The sequence below is a fragment of the Metabacillus niabensis genome, from assembly GCF_902829255.1.
GTDB classification, from domain to species: domain Bacteria; phylum Bacillota; class Bacilli; order Bacillales; family Bacillaceae; genus Metabacillus; species Metabacillus niabensis.
Genome location: NZ_CADEPK010000430.1, coordinates 1 through 2,589 on the forward strand (window position 1 = coordinate 1; position 2,589 = coordinate 2,589).

Annotated in this window: 4 protein-coding genes; 3 read left to right on the forward strand and 1 reads right to left on the reverse strand. The window is 30.6% G+C overall.

The features are described from left to right. Nucleotides 1-431 precede the first annotated feature (431 nt). Complete coding sequence (locus HU235_RS23460; RefSeq protein ID WP_174881776.1) at nucleotides 432-1,055, forward strand: NUDIX hydrolase; 624 nt, start codon at nucleotides 432-434, stop codon at nucleotides 1,053-1,055. Between the two features lie 27 nt (nucleotides 1,056-1,082). Here the strand turns inward: HU235_RS23460 and HU235_RS23465 are convergent, their stop codons facing one another. Next, nucleotides 1,083-1,562: a hypothetical protein gene (locus HU235_RS23465; protein WP_174881777.1), complete on the reverse strand. Its 480-nt coding sequence runs from the start codon at nucleotides 1,560-1,562 to the stop codon at nucleotides 1,083-1,085. 143 nt (nucleotides 1,563-1,705) lie between these two features. Here HU235_RS23465 and HU235_RS23470 point away from each other — a divergent pair, with 143 nt between their 5' ends. Both HU235_RS23470 and HU235_RS23475 read left to right on the forward strand, forming a co-directional pair. Next, complete coding sequence (locus HU235_RS23470; protein WP_174881778.1) at nucleotides 1,706-2,194, forward strand: CBO0543 family protein; 489 nt, start codon at nucleotides 1,706-1,708, stop codon at nucleotides 2,192-2,194. Between the two features lie 160 nt (nucleotides 2,195-2,354). After that, nucleotides 2,355-2,589, forward strand: a 235-nt coding sequence (locus HU235_RS23475; protein WP_174881779.1) for a hypothetical protein, incomplete at its 3' end; no start/stop codon positions are given.

Consider the following 2,589-nt stretch of genomic DNA (forward strand, 5'->3'; position numbering starts at 1 on the left):
CAATTAACAGACAATAGTAAAAACTATTAAAAGATTATTATCGGTGGGATGGATTTGTCATAACGTTTCGAAAAAAGTGAGACATTCAGCGATTAGAATTTTCTTTATGACCAATGTGTGGAACTGACAGATTGTGGAACAACGGATGTCATTAATCCAACTACAGGAGAAATAATCGCAAAGGTACCTTTATCGATAAAAGTTGAGGATAATATAAACTGCTTAGTTTGCAAACGAGGGGGATAATCCGTAGAAGAATACACCTGTCCTGAAAAAGGAAAGGTTATTATTTGAATTTTATGCTTTGAAAGTAAATAACATGAAAATCGTGCTATACGTAAATTTTAAGAATCCCTATTAAGTCACCCTACTTTTTGTCTCTTTGTGTTAGAATAACAATCAAAAAGGAATTTAAAGGAAAGGATAAAGATATGGAAGATGAATTATTAAAGATTTTTAATGATGATAGACAGCAAATAGGTGTTGCGACCCGTGAGGAGGTTCACAAAAAAGGCTATTGGCACGAAACCTTTCATTGCTGGTTTCTCAAGCAAGAAAAAGCTGAACTATTTCTTTATCTTCAGCTTAGAAGTGATAGAAAAAAGGATTATCCCAATCTATTGGATATTACTGCTGCTGGACATATATTAGCTAACGAAACGATACAAGATGGTATAAGAGAAGTTAATGAAGAGATTGGAATTCATATTGCTATTGAACAGCTAATTTCTTTAGGAAATATTGATTATTGTGTAATAAAAGAAAACTTTATTGATAAGGAAATTGCACATGTCTATTTATATCAATCAAACCATACATTCCATGATTTCCATTTACAGGAGGAAGAGGTCTCAGGGATCGTTAAAGTTGCCTTGAATGATTTTGAACAATTATGGTTTGGAGAGAGTAACTCAATCTATATTCATGGGTTTAAACAAGAACATCATGAAAAAAGAGTACCAATTGAGATGACTGTGGGGAAGGAAATGTTTGTTCCTCATGATGTGTTATTTTATCAAACAGTTATTAATAGAATAAAAGAAGCGATAACTTAATGTGTAAGGGATAAGGACTGTCATTCGTCATTTATCCCTTATAATCCTAATATGTAGCGGGATAAGGAAGGCAAATGCAATAAATATAAACAAAATAGAAAAAAATAAATTCCAACCATTGTATTGCATATATCCAAAATACTGCATCCCTAAATCAATCAATATTGAAATAAATGTGAAAATGATCGACAATATCCATCTATTCTTTTTTGTATAATAGTTGATGTAAATAACGGCTAATGAAGTAGGAATAAAGGTATAGCTAAGGATTTCTCCTAAACCAGCCATTTTTTCATCACCTAAATCAATTAAATCAAATACTCTTGCAATAAGGGCATCACAAATCCAAGTTGCAAGTCCTACAATTCCAAATGTTAAATAAATTTCTCTCCATGAAATATACTTTTTTGGAATAAATGCAGCGATTAATAATAACAGGAAACTAATAAGAATGGCAAACCATAGACCTGATGCATTTAAATCTAAATTCTCCAAAGCCTTGCTCATATTTAATCTCCTTAGATTGTTTACTAAAAGTATTAACGCTAATAATAAATGTTATTCTGAGAATGTTTAGTCATGTAAAGGTAAAGTCAATTCATACATATAAAGGCAGACTTATACAAACACTGTTAGAGGAGGTGTTTGTCATGGCTAAAAAACGAGAGGTTAAATTTTTACTCTTCTCTTTGCTGGTTTCCTTGTTTTTACTACCTTTTGCAATTATTAAACGACCTTTGAAAGATTGGATTATTGTTTATCTTGTAAGTATTATTGGGAATTCTCTTGCAGATCGTTACCTCGTTACTAGAGGATTTTTAAAATATAAAATTAGACCTTTTCCAAAGAAGTTCTCAATTCATCTCCCGTTTGATTTATTCCACTATCCATTAATGCTGCTTTATTACAATCAATGGACACTTAATAGCAATCTGTTTGGAATTTTATTGAAAGTTTTTCCTTTCATTATCCCACAAATCGTAATAGAAACAATTGCAGCTAAAAAGACCAATTTAATTTCCTGGAATAACGGATGGAATTGGTATCATTCATTTTTAAGCTTAATTGTAAAGTTCTATTTATGTCGGCTTATTATTGGGTTAATTAGAATAAAAAACAATCGGCAATTATCAATGTAATAGAAGGAACATACTATGTGTTCTTTTCTATTTCTTCCTTTTAACTTTTTGGAGAATTGATTGTATCAAATGGATCGTCCTGTATAATAACAGTAAATACATCTGGAGACTATTAATAACAATAGAATGACCTATACCTCTTTGTTTAAGGGTGAGAGACTTGGCTAAAAACAAAAAAAGAAAGAAAAGTAGAAGACATGGATTAACAGAAGAACAGAAAAGAAAATATCAGCAACATAAACGAAAAATAAAAAGAAAGGATTTTGTTTATTCCTCAATCGTTATTTTCTTTATGGTTTTAATAACTATTTTCGATTCGTTTGCGTATGACATTTTTGAATATTATGGATGGAGTATCTCAATCGTCGATAGTACATATATTATTATTGATATAC